Annotated in this window: 14 protein-coding genes and 1 other RNA gene; 7 read left to right on the forward strand and 8 right to left on the reverse strand. The window is 41.4% G+C overall.

The features are described from left to right. Positions 1–18 precede the first annotated feature (18 nt). From OQ289_RS10265 to OQ289_RS10280, 4 genes are all read left to right on the forward strand, one after another. Positions 19–1,038 carry a hypothetical protein gene (locus tag OQ289_RS10265; RefSeq protein ID WP_270090642.1) on the forward strand — a complete coding sequence of 340 codons (1,020 nt, stop codon included), beginning with the start codon at positions 19–21 and terminating at the stop codon, positions 1,036–1,038. A gap of 57 nt (positions 1,039–1,095) precedes the next feature. Next, complete coding sequence (locus tag OQ289_RS10270; protein WP_270090643.1) at positions 1,096–2,334, forward strand: hypothetical protein; 1,239 nt, start codon at positions 1,096–1,098, stop codon at positions 2,332–2,334. Between the two features lie 148 nt (positions 2,335–2,482). Continuing rightward, positions 2,483–3,526 carry a glycoside hydrolase family 18 protein gene (locus OQ289_RS10275; protein ID WP_270090644.1) on the forward strand — a complete coding sequence of 348 codons (1,044 nt, stop codon included), beginning with the start codon at positions 2,483–2,485 and terminating at the stop codon, positions 3,524–3,526. A 206-nt stretch (positions 3,527–3,732) separates the two neighbouring features. Further along, a complete protein-coding gene (locus tag OQ289_RS10280; RefSeq protein ID WP_270090646.1) occupies positions 3,733–4,299 on the forward strand; it encodes a hypothetical protein in 567 nt (188 codons plus the stop codon). Between the two features lie 347 nt (positions 4,300–4,646). Here OQ289_RS10280 and ssrA read toward each other — a convergent pair. Beyond that, positions 4,647–5,014, reverse strand: a transfer-messenger RNA (tmRNA) gene (ssrA, locus tag OQ289_RS10285). A 296-nt stretch (positions 5,015–5,310) separates the two neighbouring features. Here ssrA and OQ289_RS10290 point away from each other — a divergent pair. Beyond that, entirely contained in the window at positions 5,311–6,423 is a 1,113-nt protein-coding gene (locus OQ289_RS10290) for a hypothetical protein (protein ID WP_270090647.1), read from the forward strand. Between the two features lie 59 nt (positions 6,424–6,482). Here the strand turns inward: OQ289_RS10290 and OQ289_RS10295 are convergent, their stop codons facing one another. From OQ289_RS10295 to acnA, 4 genes are all read right to left on the reverse strand, one after another. After that, a complete protein-coding gene (locus OQ289_RS10295; RefSeq protein WP_270090649.1) occupies positions 6,483–8,510 on the reverse strand; it encodes a M3 family metallopeptidase in 2,028 nt (675 codons plus the stop codon). A gap of 123 nt (positions 8,511–8,633) precedes the next feature. Beyond that, positions 8,634–9,923: a histidinol dehydrogenase gene (gene hisD / locus OQ289_RS10300; protein WP_270090650.1), complete on the reverse strand. Its 1,290-nt coding sequence runs from the start codon at positions 9,921–9,923 to the stop codon at positions 8,634–8,636. Between the two features lie 14 nt (positions 9,924–9,937). Then, complete coding sequence (hisG, locus tag OQ289_RS10305) at positions 9,938–10,789, reverse strand: ATP phosphoribosyltransferase (protein WP_270090651.1); 852 nt, start codon at positions 10,787–10,789, stop codon at positions 9,938–9,940. A gap of 305 nt (positions 10,790–11,094) precedes the next feature. Then, a complete protein-coding gene (gene acnA / locus OQ289_RS10310) occupies positions 11,095–13,872 on the reverse strand; it encodes an aconitate hydratase AcnA (RefSeq protein ID WP_270090652.1) in 2,778 nt (925 codons plus the stop codon). Between the two features lie 132 nt (positions 13,873–14,004). Here acnA and mnmE point away from each other — a divergent pair, with 132 nt between their 5' ends. Both mnmE and OQ289_RS10320 read left to right on the forward strand, forming a co-directional pair. Further along, complete coding sequence (gene mnmE, locus OQ289_RS10315; protein WP_270090653.1) at positions 14,005–15,381, forward strand: tRNA uridine-5-carboxymethylaminomethyl(34) synthesis GTPase MnmE; 1,377 nt, start codon at positions 14,005–14,007, stop codon at positions 15,379–15,381. Positions 15,382–15,497: 116 nt separating this feature from the next. After that, positions 15,498–15,899: a hypothetical protein gene (locus tag OQ289_RS10320; protein WP_270090654.1), complete on the forward strand. Its 402-nt coding sequence runs from the start codon at positions 15,498–15,500 to the stop codon at positions 15,897–15,899. Positions 15,900–15,968: 69 nt separating this feature from the next. Here OQ289_RS10320 and OQ289_RS10325 read toward each other — a convergent pair whose 3' ends face one another. From OQ289_RS10325 to OQ289_RS10335, 3 genes are all read right to left on the reverse strand, one after another. Continuing rightward, positions 15,969–16,628: a transcriptional regulator gene (locus OQ289_RS10325; RefSeq protein WP_270090655.1), complete on the reverse strand. Its 660-nt coding sequence runs from the start codon at positions 16,626–16,628 to the stop codon at positions 15,969–15,971. 225 nt (positions 16,629–16,853) lie between these two features. Further along, a complete protein-coding gene (locus OQ289_RS10330; RefSeq protein WP_270090656.1) occupies positions 16,854–17,633 on the reverse strand; it encodes a TIGR03915 family putative DNA repair protein in 780 nt (259 codons plus the stop codon). Next, positions 17,633–18,892 carry a putative DNA modification/repair radical SAM protein gene (locus OQ289_RS10335; protein ID WP_270090657.1) on the reverse strand — a complete coding sequence of 420 codons (1,260 nt, stop codon included), beginning with the start codon at positions 18,890–18,892 and terminating at the stop codon, positions 17,633–17,635. Before OQ289_RS10335 ends, OQ289_RS10330 begins: the two co-directional genes overlap by 1 nt. Between the last annotated feature and the right edge of the window lie 182 nt (positions 18,893–19,074).

Raw genomic sequence — 19,074 nt, forward strand, 5'->3', positions numbered from 1 at the left:
TATAAAATGGATATCACAATGAGATTACTCACCGTCGCGCTTTGCATCACCATGTTCAGTATGTGTGGTGAAAAATCTGATAATGAGCCGGAGGTGTCAGATAAAGAGCTTTTTGTGTATGTTGGGGGAGGCGAGTCTATCGCAGGTAAGACAGTAGCTAAGTACTGGCGAAATGGAAAAGAAACCCTTCTTTCCGATCGTGAGTTTTCTACTTCTATCTCAGCAATTGCAGTATCTGAAGGCACCGTTTATAGCGCAGGTACTATGTACAACGGAATGTCTAATATTGCATTATATTGGAAGAACAACCAACAGATACTACTTACTCCGACAACTAGCAGTGCAAATGCCTTCGGTATCGCAGTCTCCGAGGATGATGTTTACGTGGTAGGGGCCGAAAAAAGCGCCGCTAGCTTCGAAGCCAAATATTGGAAAAATGGTACGCCTGTATCTCTGAGCAATGGAGCATACAATACATACGGTCGAGGTATAGCAGTATCGGGTGCAGATGTATATGTGGCCGGTTATGAAAATAACAGTGCAGGATCTATTGCTAAATACTGGAAGAATACTGTCGCCGTTCCATTGAGTGAACCAGGTGCTTTTAACTATGCTATGGATATAGCTGTGAAAGGTGAGGACCTATATGTAGCTGGATATGCCACTGTCGGAAGCAACACAATAGCCAAGTATTGGAAAAATACGGAACCGATATTGTTGAGTGATGCGTCTAGCTATGCACAAGCTCATGCGATCTTTATCGCTGGGCAAGATGTATACGTAGCAGGGTTTGAACACAACAGCGAAAATGTGTCTGTGGCTAAATATTGGAAAAATGGTGTTGCGATACCGCTGTCGGATGGACGTTTTCAAGAAAATGCTAGAGCAATCTACATCTTGAATGGTGATGTATATGTGGCCGGATTTCAGGTCAAGAACGGAATCACTTTGGCTAAATATTGGAAAAATGGAAAAGAAGTGTTTGTTGGAACAGGCGACAACCATGCTACACTTAGCAGTATAGTGGTTGTCCAATGAAGACTTGGTTGTGCATATTGCTAGACAGCGATCAGTTACTAACTAAAGATATGATTTATGAAATATATACTCCTTGTAATATTTTTTATTTTTTTCCAGACGACAGATGCCCAAGAAGAGAAAAAAGTAGAAGTATTCGAAAAGCCAGAAAATGCAAAGCCTTTTCAACCTAACGACAAGCTATGCTTCGATTATCAGGTTGTTTTTAGTGGTGTGTTCAATGGAAGACCTACTACCGGCTGTTTCTTTATCAATATCGAAATTGGTGCCGTTTTGAGCTTCGGATTTGATCAAGCTACTCAGTCAGGTTGCAACTATGATTTCCAAAGTAAGGATTTCAATGCTTATCTCTACACGCTTAAAGGGAATACTTATACCTACTATAATAATATAGAGCGAGAACCCAGGTCCAAGATCGAGACGATTAATCACTATGTTCGCACGGGGAATACGGAGTCGGCAAGTCCTGAAAATATGTATGTGGGGAAGAAATTCTACCATAAAGATCATGCAAAAGAATTCGGAGGTGCTCAGTTTAAAGGGCAACAATATGTTTCAGATAATGGTGATATGTCTATTTTCGTTCTGGTTGACGAAAACTTTCCCGATATGTTCGAATCTTACCAATTTTTGGGAGCTTATGGCATTGGCTTCATCCATACTTCCAAAGGTACCTATTTAGTATTAGGGTATCAACAAGACAAAACCGAATCAGCCATCGTTGATCTGAAGAAAATTGCTGGAAGTGAATGCTTTTTAGCTGCAAATTTCAGAAAGGAGGAACTTACCCGTACATCCGTTCACTTGGATGAAACAGATGAGTACTCAATGGATATTGAAAAAAATATCGCTAAAGCGAAAGTCTTGGTTAGCAGTTGCGCGGCTTTAAAGCTTAAATTTCATGAAGAACAAAAACGTCAGAATGATGAAAAAGCTACCCAATTACATTATTTAAAAACAAATAAAGTGGATTATAAAAACCAAAAAGATTTACAAAAAGCCTATGGCAAATATGATCCATTTGCAGTCTTTGTCCTGATGCGAATGGAGGAAGAATATAAACTTTGTCAGATAGACGAGTATTTGAGTCGTGAGCTTGATAATATTGAAGAAGTAAACAAGGCGATTAAGCGAAAACAATGCCTTTTTCAAAAGGTAACCAAATTGAAGGCTATAGAATCCAAGGTTGCTTCGGCAAAGCATGCTTATCGAAATGATGATCGTGGATGGAAGGCGGAGCAAAAAAAATCGCTAATGGCCATACATCAGACAATCAAGGAACATCCATGTAACTGATTCCATTTTTTACAGAAGCTTTCAAGCATATTTCCTCTACAAATTATAGCTAATAGCGATAATGAGATTTTTTTGTATCTTGTATCCATTAGACGAAGAAGTCTACCAGCTAAATTATTGACCTAACCTTCACGTAATGATGATTGATATGCCTAGAAATACAATGCACCTAAACAAATATACCGTACATGGATTTGTTATCCTCTTAGTGGTATTAGGAAGCATTTTGCCAATTAGCACGTTCGCCGATAAGCCTCCCAAAAAGGTTGTGATTGCATATGTAACATCGTGGACTAGCGTCGTCCCCGATCCTCACCATATCACGCATATCAACTATGCTTTTGGCCACGTTAATGATAGCTTTGACGGCATTCGTATTGACAACGAATCTAGACTAAAGACAATTGTGGCTTTGAAGCAAAAGAATCCCGATCTCAAGGTCTTGCTATCTATTGGTGGTTGGGGGAGCGGGAGGTTTAGTGAAATGGCTGCAGACGAGTCGCGACGAGAAAAGTTTTCAAAAGATTGCGCTAGAGTAGTGAAAGCATTTAATTTGGATGGTATAGATATCGATTGGGAGTATCCGTCCAGTAACGCGGCGGGGATATCATCCTCCCAGGCCGATACGCACAATTTTACGTTGTTGATGAAAGATATAAGAAGTGCTATTGGAAATAAGCAACTGTTGACATTGGCCTCAGCAGCGAATGGGAAATACATTGCATTTGCTGATATCGTTCCTTATGTGGATTTCGTGAATATCATGACCTATGATTCTGGGGGGCCACCTTATCACCATGCGAGTCTATATCGCTCGGAAATGTCGGGAAATGTGACCTGTGAAGAGGCTGTAAATGCACATGTAGCAGCAGGTATGCCCATAGAGAAGCTTGTTTTGGGTATTCCGTTTTACGGACGTGGAAACAAAACCGAAATTAAGAATTTTATTGACTACAAGGATCTTTTACAATTGGAGGGATTCGAAAGAAAATGGGATGACAAAGCAAAGGCCGCTTACATGGTGAATGACAAAGGCGATTTCGTGTTGACTTACGAGACTCCCGAATCTATTGTTCTTAAATGCAAGTATATACTGGAGAATGGGTTACGGGGAGCAATGTATTGGGAGTATGCTGGAGACACTGATCAAGGTGTATTGCGTAATACGGTTTATAAAGGAGTCCTGAAATAAATCGGGGACATTAGTCACATATTTTTCAGATCCATTAAGATTTCAAACATTATTTCGGTCGTATCACAGAAAATATTTGTGTGTCCAGTAATTTAAGAGCGAATGGCTACGTACGTTACACCTTTATCTTTTACTACGTTCAAATGACGTGATAGTGCTAGTAAAATCAAATAACCAGTATATTTAGTATATATAAACAATGATACATGACACGTAACCGAAATAGGCGCATAAAGAATATCTTTATAAGGGTTACATTCTGTATATATGGTATTTTAATGTTGTCTGGATGTACATCATTGCAGCAGACCAAGCGCGACGGCTTGCTAGAAATCTCAAATCTGAAGACGTTTGATGGGATATATGAAAATCCCTTCGGCAAGAATAGCGACGCTATGTATGCCTCGTTGTGGAACCAATTGGTGTTACGAGATAAATTGGATACGCTCGATTTTCGAAGTGCTAGGATAGGACTTAAAGCAATATCTAAAAATCAGATTAAGGCCACCTGGCTAGAAGGTGATACCGAAAAGAAAAGTATCATATTGAAAGGAGCGCTTAAAAATAATTATTTTGTATCTCGCCACAAACGAACGATAATTCCCATTCCGCTGATTTATGGAAAGTTTACAAATGATCAGTTCCAATTGTCATTGAATAAAGAAAAGCAACTACACGTCGATAGGTTGCAGAATGCCTGGGGATGGGTGTTCGTTTTTCTAGCTGATAACGACCGCACGTCAAGCTATGTATATAGTAGGGTTGTAGACTAAGAAGGCTGACATGCTCTTTTTAGGGCGTAGTTGTCCAATCGATTGATAAGACCTATTATGCTTATTGTAAATAAGCGGATATAGTGATTTACTAAATCAGCCTCCATGCTTCTGATATTTTACATACGATTTCATTGACCGTCATATGGTATATAGTCCGGTACCAAATGCAAAAATAGTACTGTTAAGCACGGAAATAGGAACGTGGTGTTCGACAGCAATTTATAGTATAAAGATGGTCTCTATCGAACGTCTATAATAACAGTTTCATTTTTTGTTTAAAATGAAAAGAGGGTGAGTGTTGAGCGTTAATAAAAAAGGAGACAACTTCTATTAAGTGTCTCCTTAAGTGGAGCCGGAGAGATTCGAACTCTCGTCCAGTCATGGTACTGTATACGCTTTCTACATGCTTAGCTTCTCTTTGGTTGTCGGGAGAGGGAAGGTGAGTTGCGGACCTATACCTTTCTCCGTATTTGCTGTTTCTCGCCGCTGCTTAGCAAAATCACAGTGGCCAGTTCTATTGTTCGATGCCCCGAGTGTTAAACCAAAGAACAGGATCTAACGGGACAAATAGCTATGTTAAGTCTAACTTAAGCAGCTAAGGCGTAGTTTTCTTCGCCAGTTGTAATTCTGAAAGTTCCGATTAAAGTGCTCTACTAACAACGCACTGCATGCTTACATAACCGTCTCCATCCTGTCAATTCCGGTCGACCCCATTCAGTTATTGTAACCACTACAAAAGTAGTTAAAATCGACGGTATATACAAGTTGTGGCCGTTTAAGCATAGATGGACTTAGTCAAAATAGAAAATATGGAGGAGATGTAAAAGGGGAATATTAGTGCGACCTAACGTGTGAAAAATCATATGTATTGGACTAAAGGGTTTATTAGGTGGTATTTAGGAAATTAATTCGTATATTAGAAAATACGATTTACGATAAAACAAATGCAGTTTTGATTTGTTTATGCTTTGATAAAATTATAATTAAAAATATATAAAAAGATAAAAAATGGCCAAGTCAAAATCATCCAATGAAAAAAAAGACAAGAAGGAGAAAGAAGTGGCTCCACTTGTAAAAGGAAAAAAAGCAGATGCAAAAAAGTCTGAAAAGAAGAAAGTAGAAGACACAAAAGCAGTTGCTACTAAGAAAAAAGATACTACCAAGAAAAAGGTAGATGCAAAAAAGGCTAAAGATAAAGCTAAGAAAACTAAGAGTAAACAAAAGGCTTCTAAACTCGAAAAAGCCTATAAAAAATTGACGAAAGAGGTAAAATCTCTGGTTGGTAAATTGAAAGCAAATGTAGAGTCTGCTGTCGAGCAGGTCACTAGTGATAAAAGTGCAGATAAGAAAACTGTAAGTCCTAAAAAGATTGCAACCAAAGCCCCAGCAGTAAAGGTAAGTCCGTCGTCACCAAAAAATGCGACTAAGGCTAAGCCAGTGGCAAAACCAGCTACTGCTACAAAATCAAATGTGGCTGCAGCAAAAACCGTAGCGACAAAAGCTCCTGTTGCAAGTAAAGCAGTAGCTTCGTCTAAAACCGTACCTGCTAAAGCCCCTGTAGCAAAAGCAACTACAGCTGCTAAGACAACTAGTGCACCAACTAAAGTAACCACACCTGCTAAGGCATCTGCAGTTAAGACAGCCACACCAGCAAAGGCAGCAGCACCAGTTAAAAGTGCCGCGATAAAGGCGCCCGCTTCAAAAGCACCTGTAGCTAAATCAACAGCTCCCGCAGCGAAACCCGCAGCACCAACAAAAACTGTAGCGGCAAAATCTCCAGCGGCGAAAGCACCTGCTAAGGTTGCTCCGAAGAGCCCTGCAGTAAAGCCTGTGGCTTCTAAGACCCCAACAGCGAAGACCGCAAGCCCCGCTGCGAAACCTGCACCAGCTAAAAAAGTAGCCCCTGCAGTGACTAAATCAGCTGCACCGAAAGCGACCACTCCTGCACCGAAAGCGACCACTCCTGCACCGAAAGCGACCACTCCTGCTGCGAAAGCGACCACTCCTGCAAAAAAGGTGGCGGCTCCGGTGGTTAAAAGTACACCCGCTCCTACAGCTGAAACTAAAGCACCTGCAACCAACGCTACTGCTCAATCAGCAACAGAAAATAAGGATGCATAAACACTTTTGTGTTGACACATTAAAAGGGGCGAAAGTTATAAACTTTCGCCCCTTTTAATTTATATCAGCCCTGCTCGTTTGAGTAGAGCTTCTGGACTTGGTTCCTGTCCTCTGAAGCGTTTGTAAAGCTCCATCGGATGCTCCGTACCCCCTTTGGATAAAATATTGTCCTTGAACTTAGTGGCGATTGTCCTGTTGAAAATACCATTCTCCTTGAAATACTCAAAGGCATCAGCATCGAGTACCTCAGCCCATTTGTAACTATAATAACCAGAAGAATATCCGCCATTAAAAATGTGTGAGAATGCAGGACTCATAGCGTTTTCCGCTACATCAGGATACAGTTGAGTGGCTGCAAATTGCTCATTTTCGAAGGATTTAAGGTCCGTAACCATTTGCGGATCTTGACCATGCCAGCCCATATCTAGCATGCCGAAGCTAAGTTGTCTTAAGGTTGCCATCCCTTCTAAGAATGAAGCACTATCTTTTATTTTCTGTACCAACTCCATCGGAATTTCGGTGCCCTGCTCATAGTGTTTAGCAAATAATGCCAATGCTTCTTTTTCATAGCACCAATTTTCCATGATTTGACTGGGCAATTCTACGAAGTCCCAATACACGGATGTCCCGGAGAGAGTGGGGTAGGTTGTATTGGCAAGCATTCCGTGTAAAGCATGTCCAAATTCATGAAATAGTGTTGTGACCTCATTGAAAGTAAGCAAGGAAGGCTTGGTGGCGGTGGGTGGAGTAAAATTGCATACAATAGATACATGAGGTCGCTCTTGTTGACCTGCTTTGCTGTATTGAGGCTTAAAGGATGTCATCCAGGCACCGTTACGCTTTCCCTTTCTTGGGAAAAAGTCGGCATAAAATACCGCCACAAAATTTCCCTTCTCGTCGTGTACTTCAAATGTTTGTACGTCTTTGTGATATTTATCAATCGTATGGATTTCATTGAATTGAATGCCAAAGAGTTTGTCTGCGACATCGAAAGCACCCTGTAGTACGTGTTCGAGTTGGAAATAGGATTTCAGCACCTCGTCATCTAACTGAAACTTTTGTTGTTTGAGTTTTTCTGCATAGTATGCACCATCCCATTTTTCGAGTCTATCTATGCCGTCTTTTGCTTTTGCAAATGCTGTTAACTCGTTGAATTCTTGCTCTGCTGCTGGCTTCGCTTTAACCAATAGGTCATTTAAAAAGGTGTTTACTTTCGCAGGTGTCTGCGCCATACGTTCTTCCAGGACGAAATGTGCATGGGTGTCATATCCCAGTAATTGAGCACGACGGAATCGAAGTTTGGTAATCTTTAATATGTTGCCTTCATTGTTGTATTCATTTTGTTGAAACGCTTTACGACCTGCAGCAATACTAATCTCCTTTCTTAAGTCCCTGTTGTCAGCATAGGTTACAAATGGGATATAGCTAGGGTAGTCCAATGTAAAGATCCATCCTTCCCTTTCATATGTTTGGGCAAGGGCACGTGCTGCTTCCTTTGCGCCATCAGGAAGTCCTGACAAATCTTTTTCATCGGTTAGATGCAGCTGATATGCATTTGTTTCAGCCAAGACATTTTCACCGAAAGTAAGTTTCAAAACTGCTAGCTCAGCATCGATATCCCGCAATATGTTTTTTTGTTCATCATTGAGCAATGCTCCATTGCGGACAAAGTCCTTATAGTTTTTCGTTAACAATGTTCGCTGTTCGACAGTTAGTTGCAAACTGTCTTTTTTATCGTACACTGCTTTGATTCTTTTGAAGAGCTGAAAATTCAATGTGATGTCATTGCTGAGTTCTGTCAGCTTGGGAGCGATTTGTTGTGCAATTTGATCAAGTTCATCGCTTGTCTCTGCTGAATGAAGATTGAAGAATATATTGGATATCCGATCTAGTGTCATTCCCGAATAGGCCAGTGCTCCAATGGTATTCTCAAACGTTGGGGCTTCAACCTGTTGGGTAATAGCTGTAATTTCTTCTCTAGTGGCATCAATAGCAGCTTCGAAAGCAGGAATATAGTGTTCGTTTTTTATTTTAGAAAATGGCGCAGTGTTGTGTACTGTGGCAAAGTGGTCTGTTAAAATACTCATAAGGTAAAAATAAGATTATAATTGCAAGTCGGGAGAGAAAAGTCGTAATAATGGCGATAGGATGATATAAAAATTCCCCTAAACCGTAAAGGCATAGGGGAATATAAAAGGTTTTGCACTCGATTATTTGCTTTTACGAATCGTAACTGCATTTTTATGGGCATGTAAACCTTCGAGCTCAGCTAAAATTTCGACTGTAGACCCTATTTGTTCAAGTCCTTCTTCAGAGATATGTTGGAAGGTGATTTTTTTGACAAATGAATCGACCGATACCCCAGAATATGATCGTGCATAACCTGAAGTAGGTAGTGTGTGATTGGTGCCAGATGCATAGTCTCCAGCACTCTCTGGCGTCAGGTGTCCCAAAAATACAGACCCGGCATTTAAAATCTGACTAGTCAGCGGTTTCCACTGGTCCGATTCAATGATCAGGTGTTCAGGAGCATAGCTATTAGAAAACTTCATGCCTTCAACAAGATTGTCAACGATTACCCCATAGGAAGAGTCTAGTGCTTTTTTTGCCATCTCCCTTCTCGGGAGCACTGCGAGTTGATCCAACAAATGTTTATTGACTTCGTCGATAATTTGCTCGCTAGTCGCCACTAATACAGCTTGGCTATCCACACCATGTTCGGCTTGCGCTAGCAAATCAGCCGCAACATATGCAGGATTGGCCGATTCATCGGCGATAACCAATACTTCGGAAGGTCCTGCAGGCATATCAATACTGACATTGCTCATGCCTTGCACCAAACTTTTGGCCTTGGTGACAAATTGATTTCCTGGTCCAAAAATCTTATCCACTTTAGGGATGGTCTGTGTACCATAGGCCATTGCCGCGACGGCTTGTGCTCCGCCGACAAGATACACGCGTTCTATTTTTAATAATTTTAAGCAGTAGGCTACGAATCCATTAATCTTGCCACTTGCTTGTGGTGGTGAGCATACAATGATTTGTTTGCAACCTGCTATTCGAGCTGGGACACCCAACATCAAAAGCGTGCTGGGCAGTACTGCCGATCCGCCAGGAATGTATAGCCCCACTTTTTCAATGGGTCTTGGTTCACGCCAACACTTTACACCTGGCATGGTCTCTACCACACGTTCGCGCTTCAGTTGGTAGCTGTGAAATTTGTGAATATTGTGAAAAGCAATTTCCAACGCTCGCTGTTGGTCACGGTTAATGGTATATGCCAATTCGTCGATGTCATCCGCATCTAAATAGAGCTTATCTAAGCTAACTTTGTCAAATTGAGCAGCGTAGTCTATGAGCGATTGGTCCCCATGCGCACGCACTTGGGACATAATCTGCAAGACCGTGTCTTGTATTGCAGCCGAGGGGTCAGCATTCCGAGTCACCAATTCTGCCAATTGGTCCTCAGTAAGTTCATTATAGCGATATTTCTTCAGCATTTTTGTTTTTGGGCTTACATGATGATTTTTTCAATTGGCATCACGACTATTCCCTGCGCTCCAGCAGCTTTTAGCCTGTTGATTTTTTCCCAAAAATCGTCTTCACTAATTACGGTATGAACAGCCACCCATCCTTCTTCAGCGAGAGGTACTATTGTAGGGCTCTTTACACCGTGGAGCAACGTTGTTACCGCAGATAGATTTTTTTTCTCAACATTCAGCACTACATATTTGGTTTCTTTAGCCATTAGGACTGATTCTATGCGTTGTACGAGTTCGCATAGGATATGATTGTCTTCAAGTCCCTTGCGGCCGATAAGTATAGCTTCCGAACGTCTTACATCAGCAAAAGGTTTCAATCCGTTGCTCTTAAGGGTACCTCCTGTAGACACAATATCACATATGGCATCGCTGAGCCCTAGACCAGGAGAAATTTCAACAGAACCTGATATAAGGCGGATGTCCGCATTGATATTGTACTCATCCAAGAAGTTTTTAAGAATTACCGGATAAGAAGTTGCGATGGCTTTGCCATTTAGATCTTTCAAATCTTCTATCGTACTGTCTTTGGGTATCGCTAGTTTTAGGGTACACTTGCCGAAACCAAGCCTTTTGATGTAGGATACTTGCGCCTCTGACTCGTCAATCACATTTTCGCCTACGATCCCAAGATCGGCAATACCTTGCTCTACATATCCCGGTATATCATCATCCCGGAGGAACAGAATTTCCAATGGAAAGTTGGCGACCGAAGTAATGAGGGAGCTTTTGTAATTTTCAAAAACAAGACCACAATTTTTAAGGATTTGTACAGACTTTTCGTTTAATCTACCCGATTTTTGGATAGCTATTTTGAGATTTTTCAATGCTTTATAATGTTAGCCGTAAATTATTAATAAATAGGATTCAAACACTGGAGAAAAAATGCTTCACGTAGAAACACATCAATTACATATCGCCGCAGGGGCGATGATGAAAATGAAAGTGATGTACGCATGCAAAGTTCATGTTTGTCATTAATAATACGCCAAAAATAATCTTTTATTAATAGTAATCAAATAAAAAAGCGTTTTTTTTATGAGAATAGAAAATAACCTGCAATTGTCTACAATCCCCGTAATTTATTTCAGGGATTGTAGACAATTGCAGGAAGCATACTTTAGAAATTAGTCTAGTTTGTTTCCTTTAAGTATTCGCGCAGTACATATTGTAAGATACCATCATTTTTGTAATATTCTATCTCGATGGCCGAGTCCAAACGTGCCTTGACTTGAAAATCTATAGTGTTTCCATTTGGGTGAATAGCCTTGACATCTAGGGTCTTATGAGGGGTTAGTTCATCGGCCAAGCCAGCGATGGAGTATGTTTCCGTACCGTCCAATCCTAAAGACTCTGCATTTTGTCCCTCTAGAAATACCAGAGGTGCTACACCCATACCCACTAGGTTACTGCGATGTATACGCTCAAAACTTTCGGCGATAACAGCTTTCACGCCTAAGAGAAAGGTACCTTTCGCAGCCCAATCGCGTGAGGAGCCTGAACCATATTCTTTTCCGGCCAAGATTATCAGTGAGGTGTGATCTTGCTGATAGGACATGGCTGTCTCATAGACGGTCTTGACCTCATTCGTAGGGAAGTAACGACTGAAACCACCTTCTTTATCGACGATTTTGTTTTTGATACGTACGTTTGCAAATGTGCCGCGCATCATAACCTCGTGATTTCCTCTTCGGGAACCATATGAATTAAAGTCAGCGCGTTCTACGCCGTGGCCTGAGAGGTATTGACCAGCGGCTGTCTCTTCTTTAAACGAACCCGCAGGTGAAATATGGTCGGTAGTGACAGAATCGCCAAGGTATAACAGTACACGGGCATTTTGGATGTCGCTCACAGGTTGAGGCTCTGGGGCTAGATTTTCAAAGAATGGCGATTCTTTGATATAAGTAGAGTGCTCGTCCCATTCGTAATTCTGATCGAGGCTCACTTCCAATTCTTGCCAGTCCGTCGACCCGTCGAAAATAATGTCATAAACTTCTTTGAAGTCTTCTTGTTTGACACAATCATTTATTGTATTGAGGATCTCTTCACGTGTAGGCCATATATCTTTTAAATACACAGGATTACCATTCGGGTCATAATCCAGTGGGTCGGAGAGGAGGTTGATGTCTACCCTTCCAACAAGCGCATAAGCGACCACGAGCATTGGAGACATAAGAAAGTTCATTTTGACCTGTGGATGTACGCGTGCTTCAAAGTTACGATTGCCAGATAATACCGACGCGACAATCAAATCTCCTTTATCCACTGCTTCAGCAATCTGTGGTGGTAGTGGCCCCGAGTTGCCAATACAGGATGTACATCCGTATCCAACAGTGTGGAAACGGAGGGCGTCAAGATCGGCATCCAATCCAGCTCGTTGTAAATATTGCGTGACCACTTTGGAGCCAGGCGCTAGTGAAGTCTTTACCCACGATTTGGTGCGAAGGCCACGTTCTATGGCATTCCGCGCTAATAATCCTGCGCCAATCATCACTGCAGGGTTGGACGTATTGGTACAGCTTGTGATAGCGGCGATGACTATACTACCGTCACTTAGGATAAACTCCTTGTTCTTATGTTTGATTCTAACGGATTGAATAGCTTCTTGTTCAACCTGGAATGGCGTATCGCCAGATATAGGAGTCTTTCCAAAGATGAATTCTGTCCCTGAACCACCGTCCGCTAGCCATGCGGATTCGCGACGATCAATGACGGGGTGGTACTCGCGGTTGTGCTCCCTTTCCAATAGATCGGCAAACTTGCTATTCAGTTCCTTAACGAAAATCTTATCCTGTGGACGTTTAGGCCCCGATACAGTAGGTTCTAATGTACTGAGGTCGAATTCGACTATGGAAGAGTATTGAATGGTCTCTTTACCTGTGCGCCAAAGCAAATTTTCCTTACAATAGGTTTCTACGATTTGGATTTGCTCTTGAGATCTATTGGTGCCATGCATGTATTCCAAAGTGCGATTGTCTATTGGGAAATAGGTCACCGTGCAGCCAAACTCTGGAGACATGTTGGATATAGTTGCACGGTCTGTGACCGTTAGGTTGTCCAAGCCATCGCCATAGACTTCTACAAATTTTCCGACGACACCTTTGTCACGAAGCACTTTGGTGATAGATAGCACCATGTCAGTAGCAGTACATGCATCGGGAATGTGGCCATGGAGCTTGAGCCCAATGACCTCAGGACATGTAAAAAAAATGGGCTGCCCTAGCATAGCCGCTTCAGCCTCAATGCCACCAACACCCCATCCCATAACGCCAATTCCATTGACCATTGGCGTGTGTGAGTCTGTTCCTACAAGTGAGTCCGGAAAAAGCCAACCGTCACGGTCTATGACCCCTTTGGCGAGATATTCAAGATTGACTTGATGGCATATGCCCATTCCTGGAGGTACTACGGTGAAGTTGCGAAGCCCCTTTTGAGCCCATTTTAACAATTCGTATCGCTCAGTATTACGCTCATATTCTAACTGTACATTTTTATCATAGGAGTAATCTGTACCGTAATAATCTACCTGTACAGAGTGGTCTATTACTAAATCTACAGGGATGGCGGGATTGATTTTTTGCCCATCTCTACCATGACGTACGTATTCCGCTCGTAGAGAGGCCATATCTACGACAGCAGGTACACCTGTAAAGTCTTGCATAAGAATCCTCGCCGGTTTGAAGGGGATATCTTTGTCTACCGGTGCAGGGGTCCAATTGACCAGTGTGTGTATATGTTCATCGGTAATACTGAATCCGTCGAAATTGCGTAGTACATTTTCCAATAGAATTCGGATACTAAAAGGCAGGTGTTCGACCGAGCCTTCTGGCAGTTGCTTTAACGAGCTGTAATGGTACTGTTTACCATTGACGGACAGCTGCTGAAGTGATTTTGCTTTTGAATTGTTCATGGTTATCTCTCTTGATATAAGGTATAACAAGTTACTACTAAAATCGTTGGTAAAAAAGTGAAATAGTCGTTGTTACGCTATTAAGACAATCTGCGGACATTTGCATTACCGCTAATTATGTATCTTTGCCGCATGTCTTCAACTGTCATACAACAACAAGAAACCATAGTAGCATTGGCTACTGCTAGCGGTAATGGCGCTATTGCAGTCATCCGCCTTTCAGGAAAGCAAGCCATAGATATTGCTGATGAGGTCTTTAAAGGTAAGAACCTACTTGAGCAACCATCACATACCGTACATTTCGGGACAATTCGCGATGGCAATGAAATCTTGGATGAAGTATTGGTCACCTTGTTTATAGGCCCCCACTCTTACACGAAGGAGAATGTCGTGGAGATTTCTACCCACAATTCAAAATATATCATTGAAAGAATCATCCATTTGTTGATAAAAAAGGGAGCTCGTGCAGCGCGAGCGGGTGAATTTACTTTAAGGGCTTTTTTGAATGGAGGAATGGATCTTTCTCAGGCGGAAGCCGTGGCCGATCTAATCGCCTCAAACTCGGCGGCTTCACACCAGATAGCGATGCAACAAATGCGAGGCGGTTTTTCCAGCCAGTTGAAACAATTACGCGAAGATTTGATTCACTTTGCATCATTGATCGAGCTGGAGTTGGATTTTTCTGAGGAGGATGTCGAATTTGCAAATCGGGACCAGCTTAAAGACTTGATTGTCAAGATTGCAGCGGTAATTCGCAGATTGGTTCAATCCTTTGAGCAAGGAAATGTGTTGAAGAATGGTGTACCTGTTGTCATTGCCGGAAAACCGAACGTCGGCAAATCTACTTTATTGAATGCGCTTTTAAACGAAGAGCGAGCCATTGTTTCGGATATTGCAGGTACGACACGTGATACCATCGAAGATGAAATCAATATACATGGTGTCACTTTTCGATTTATTGACACGGCTGGAATCCGAGAGACAGTAGATGTTATAGAGGCCAAAGGAGTGGAGCGTACTCGGGAGAAGATGAAATTGGCTAGACTGATTGTTTATTTGTTCGATCCTATACAGGATACGGTTTCAGAGGTGCAGCAGCAATTGCAGGAGGTCCGAAGTCTAGAGATCCCTTTTGTGACTATCATCAATAAGAGTGATTTACTAACGGACCAACAAAAAGCAAGTTATGCTTTACTTAACCCGATTTATATATCTGCAAAAGAGAAAATTGGCGTAGAAGAGTTGAAAGACGAGTTGTTGAATCAAGTCAATCTTGCTAACCTCAATACGGATGATGTGATGGTTACGAATATTCGGCATGTAGAGGCATTACAGCAGACTCAAGAATCCTTGGATAGAGTGCTGTTCGGAATTGATAATCCGGTGACCTCCGATTTCTTGGCCATGGATATTCGGCAAGCTCTACATCATCTAGGAGAGATTACGGGCTCCGTATCAACGGATGATTTATTGGAAAATATTTTTTCTAAATTCTGTATTGGCAAATAGATGGCGCTATTGGAATAGCGGAGTGCAATGAATTATCCCTATATTCAGGGAGTGCGTCCTAACTATTGTTATCTTATCTTTGACGTTAAATGATGATGATGAAAAGTCTTTGTATTTTGATATTTCTATTTTGCACATCGGTGGTGATGGCGCAAAAGCAATTTGGCCTGAAGTTCAACTTTGTGACGAATAATGGTACTATAGCGTCCAATGTCCGAGTAAAATTTTTTAAAGATATCGCAGATGACGTTGTCGTTGTTAAGGAATTAAGGGCTAACCATAAAGGTATTCTGAATTTTAAACTCGCCGATAATTATTTTGATGAAACCGATTCGGTGTTTATACAGGCATTTTTCGAGGATCCTAAAATATATTATCTGAATTACGAAGGGAAATTTTCAAAAAAACAATTTCCCTTGAATAAAACAATTGTATTTGAATCGATGGCACCTGTAAGTCTTGACGAAATAGACGATTCGATACCCCATCCCCCCACACTTCCTAAACGCTCGAAGTAAAGAATAACCAGTACTAGCGCATTGCGACTCTGATATCTAGTACTTGGAATAGTTGGAAGCCTGGTAGCTTTATAATCGAGTTGGTGCCACTGGGGGTCGCGGCTCTTGATCGACATGAAGTTCGTCCACTAATAAATCGGTAATAACTTTATGCATTTTTTTTTCGTTGACAACAATTTTGCGAATGATATTATTGTAGTAGATGTCACTCTTAAATTCCTGTTCTATTTTCGTTACAAAATTTGGAGCTAAGGATACATATGTCAACAGCAGTTCTGTTCGCTTATCATTCATTTTTGTAGCCCTAAGATTCCAGATAATGGCATATTCTGAGAAGAAAAATTGCTTTTTAGGAGGGGGCGGTTTCATGTTTTTTTTCTTTAGTGTATAGCTAGTAAGCATGTAGATACTGGGTATAAGCGACGTTTTGTTCGTAGACGAAAGGAACTTGTTAAATTCTTTTTCATCCTCCGCTAGAAAGCTATGGTCTCGTCCTTTCTCTTCAATCTGAAAGGTAGCGATGCTGTCATTGCTCCCAAGAGAAGTTATGCGGAATTCTCCTTCACGATATAGCTCGGCCATTTCCGGGACTGCATCGCGTACTTGCTCGAAATGAGCAACTAATATGCTTGACGCAGGCTTGCAGATAATAGATTGACCCTGTAAATTATTTAGAGCTGTTACAATAATGGCAAGGAGCAGGCAATACTTATGCACCAATCTCTTCATGGAAGTATTTTTTTCGTTAAAGGTAGAGTAAAGAAATATATTTTTCAATATTATCTTTTCTTGTTAATGTCTGAAATATGTTTACTGGAATCAAAAGGAAAAGTTATCCAATGACAACGCAAAATAGGTATACCACTGGACAGTACAAAAAAGTCGATATGTATAGCTTTTTCGATAGATTAATGATGGCATGTGAATAGCATAAACATAAGGTTATTAATACAACTACAGTAGTTCGGATGCTTTCTTTTCTGTTAGATACTTCCAATATCTCTTTGGAACGTGTTGCAGATGCAGTTTCATATTACGCCGGGCAACGATGTTAGTGCTTTTGAAATACTGTGCCCAAAGCCGTTGATATTTGTTCTCTGTGTCGTCCAGCGTCACATGTGAACCTACTGTGATCAGGTCGTTTTGTTCAATTTTACTAAGTTGCACCTCTTGTATATTGGTTTGGTCGTAATGGATTCCGTAATTGCGCTTGACATCGTAGATAAGCCAGTGTTGATCAGCATATCGTTTTTTAAAAAAATCGACAATTAAGGGCAGTACATTGAAATCAGGATCTATCAAGGCATAGAATAGGCCATCACTGCTTTTTTCAAAACGGACAAACGCCTTCATTCGATGCCGCTCTCGATTGACTCTCTTTAGGGTTTGAGCATAGTGCAAGACTTGTGGGTCACCATAGTTATCTAAGATGGACCGATCCTGACGAAAGATGAGGATGATGACGGCAAAGATTGCATGCCAGGCCTTAGGCTCTTCGGAAAGAAAAGTACGATAGAAACCACTGACTTCTTGTTTGCTGCACCTCATCCGTAAGCCAGTTATGACGCGTATAGCCTTTTGGGGGTCAGTAGTGATTGACCGATCCTTATCGAAGAAGGAGGGGTGGTAGTTACTTCGAGATAGGGGAATAGCCAGCCATTCTCTACGTTCGAAACATTCAAATATTGCCGTTAAAAACCCCAAGTAAGAGCCGTCAAAGATATAAGATTGCATTAAAATAGCGAGAGTTGGTTAGTGTTAGCTGAAAGCTGTGTATACTTACTGGCTGATGTTGACATGATTTGCTGTCGGATAGCAGACATGGGTGGTTCGCCCAGGCGAATAATTGTATCCATGCAGGTCATGAAAAAACGGGCTCTTTTAAAGGCTACACCTATTTTAATGAGCTGATACTCATGTAGCTTTCCAAATTGACGTGCACGGATAATTTTCAATGCGGATTGACGACCAATACCTGGGATGCGAATAATCTGTTTGTAGCTCGCGGTATTGACGTCAATAGGGAAGAAGTGCGGATTGCGAAGGGCCCAACTGAGTTTAGGGTCAATATCAAGTTCGAGTTGTTGAAAACCAGGATGTAGGATTTCGTCTAGTCTGAAATCATAGAAGCGCAACAGCCAGTCGGTCTGATATAGCCGATTTTCGCGAACTAACGGTGGCGCTGATCCTATCTGTGGAAGCAAGTTGTTCTGATTGTTAATCGGAATGTAGCCACTATAATAGACCCGTTTTAATTTATAGCTGCTGTAAAAATCCTGGGCCACATTCATAATCTCAAAATCGGATTCGGGAGTAGCACCTATAACCATTTGTGTGCTTTGACCTGCGGGTACAAATTGAGGTTTGTGTTTGATTAATTTGGATTCCGACTTTAGGGCCTGGATTTCACGTTGTACAAAAGCTAAAGGCTTGCGTACAGAAATGTGGTCTTTTTCGGGGGCGACCAATTTGAGGCCTGCTTCTGTGGGAAGCTCCAAATTAATACTCATCCGATCCACATATAGGCCCGCTTCCTTAATAAGCTCTTCGCTGGCACCAGGAATGGTCTTAAGATGTATATATCCATTGTAACGCTGTTCGCTGCGCAGTTTTTTGACAATTGATAGTAAGCGTTCCATTGTATAGTCAGCGCTCTTAAAGATGCCTGAACTGAGAAAGAGTCCCTCAATATAATTTCGTCTATAAAAATTCATAGTCAATTCAACAACCTCTTCGACAGTAAATGCAGCTCTCTTGACATCATTGCTCTTACGACTTACGCAAAAGGCGCAGTCATAGATGCAATGATTCGTAAGTAGGATTTTGAGCAGCGATACGCAACGACCATCCTCTGTATACGTGTGGCAGATGCCCGAAGATGACGCGTCTCCAATTCCGCCCTTGTTTTTACGCTTACTACCACTTGAACTACAGCTGACATCATATTTCGCCGCATCCGCCAGTATCATCAATTTTTCTTGAATCCTATCCATATCGTTATCCTTATCTACGTGCGCTTATAGCTAGCTATTAAATTTAGTAAATATAGCTAATATTTTTAGTTTACGTAGATTTTTGTTGTATTGTAGGAGTCAATTGAAGTCTGGTGTTGAAAGTAACTTATGTTTTTGCCGGGAAGCACGCAAAAAAAAACGCCTTAATAAAAGCGCATCTT

Source organism: Sphingobacterium sp. SYP-B4668 (assembly GCF_027627455.1).
Taxonomy (GTDB): Bacteria; Bacteroidota; Bacteroidia; order Sphingobacteriales; family Sphingobacteriaceae; genus Sphingobacterium.